This is a genomic window from Caballeronia sp. (genome assembly GCF_049581465.1).
GTDB lineage: Bacteria > Pseudomonadota > Gammaproteobacteria > Burkholderiales > Burkholderiaceae > Caballeronia.
The window spans coordinates 1-1,762 of record NZ_JBAUSA010000474.1; the positions used below are offsets into that span (position 1 = coordinate 1).

At 55.3% G+C, this 1,762-nt stretch carries 1 protein-coding gene; it reads left to right on the forward strand.

Annotated features, from left to right (window positions below; translation table 11 throughout):
* Nucleotides 1-353: hypothetical protein (locus WCA53_RS11690; RefSeq protein WP_423909608.1), on the forward strand; the 353-nt coding region annotated here is incomplete at its 5' end.
* Nucleotides 354-1,762 lie beyond the last annotated feature (1,409 nt).

Genomic DNA, 1,762 nt, shown 5'->3' on the forward strand with positions numbered 1-1,762 from the left:
CTTATCGCGACAAAACCCTCCCCGGCGGTCTCCCCAGCGGTGCCGTGTTGCAAACGCTACTGGAACGTTTGTCCAAAATGCATTCAGCTATGAAGATCGCCGCTTGCGATAAGGCGATCGATGAGCACTTGCGCTATGGACGCTGTGCCATGGAGCGCCTTAGAGGACGTTGGGAAGGAAAGTGGAATCAATTCCCCTTGCCACACGAGTTCTTTACCCTTCCAAATGAGCACCGAAGCTCGCCACTCACCGGCTCCCTGTTCTTCCGCGACTACCAGATAAGAAAAGCCTCTGTACGTACTTGGCATGGGGTTTTTCGTCTCTCGCAGGCCGTTCTTCTTTCGCCACCTTGAGTCATGCGCCACATTCACGTATGGCCTCTGTCCAAGCTCTTGATGTGTTCGCTCATCAGACGCCGTTGCACGACCTCAGCAAAGAACTCCCCACTTCGATCAGTGTGCACATTGGACGCTCGCTATTTGTATTGTTTGTGGCCCTTTGGTCATGCATTACAACGTCTCTTTCGCTTTACGCAAAGATACCGTCGGCGGACGGGCAGAACCCGCCATCAGCTAGTCGTAAAGAGCATCTCATGTGTCTTGCGCCACTGTCTTTTAACGCCAGGGGAAAGGGGGCTCGGTATCGGTAATCGATGCCCGCGCGGGACGCGATCCTACTTACGAGGCGACTACCAGACCGCGACTAGTGCGCCGGTTGACTTTTGGCCCCGACCTATCGACAGCAACCCAAAGACACCGCGTTGATCACACGGTCACGTTGTCAAATCTGTCGCATAACATGAGCCAACCAAAAAAATCGAAATTGCTTTGTCGCAATCACTTTGCAGCGGCGATGATCAGCAAGCGTCATGCGCAGTCGTTGTCCAGTTCCCTGAAGACCGCCTTCGGGGCGAAAGACCAAATGGAGTTCCGGCCTGCAGTCCAAGGAGACAGGCCCGCACGCCGTCGACCGCAAAAGGCATCTGATTTTCGGAGCTGCCGGGTCATCGCAACGATACGCGCGAAAGCGCGTCGTCGTCTTCGGCGGCTTTCTTGCGCTGCTATGTTATCAAGACCCTATATGCAGGCTAAGAAGTTGTCGAAAATCCTGAGGGCTGCACGGGTAGGCTTGACTCATCTCCCGCTTTCTTTTGCAATGCTCCGGCGCTTTCCCTAGCTAACAGCAAACTGCCAGACGAGATCGAAATGGATAGCCGGCAGAAATCGAATTTGATATGCGCACGGTGTGGTAACGAATGCTACGAACACAGTTCTTCGTGTCCTCGCTGCGGTGCCTTAACACAAATCGATACTTTGGAACGCACGTTCTCTGCTTTACCGTCGAAACAAACGGACGCAAAAACTGGGTCGGCTCGCCGGGGAGTCGCAGACAGCGGCGTGCACATCCGTCGCAATAGTCGCCGGGCTGGGCTGGCACTATGTGCGGTTGCGTTGTTTGTGGCTGCTGCGCTTTTACCACGACCCACCGCGCACCGGGCTGTTGAAGATCACGATCTGTCGGTCTCCCCTGCACGCCGCACAGTTGTCGTGGGTTCTGTTTCTAAAAGCGGCGGCAACGCAGCGGAGTTACAAGCTGTCTCTCGACCAGTGGCTTCCACACCGCATGGGGATGGTGACGCCATGCTATCCAGCAAGGCGCATGTGTCGCCCATCACTGTGAGCGTTATCGAACCTGACAGCACCAACATCTCAAGCGCTCATCGAGCATTTCACGACAGGGACCTTAGCGCCGCGCGCAACAT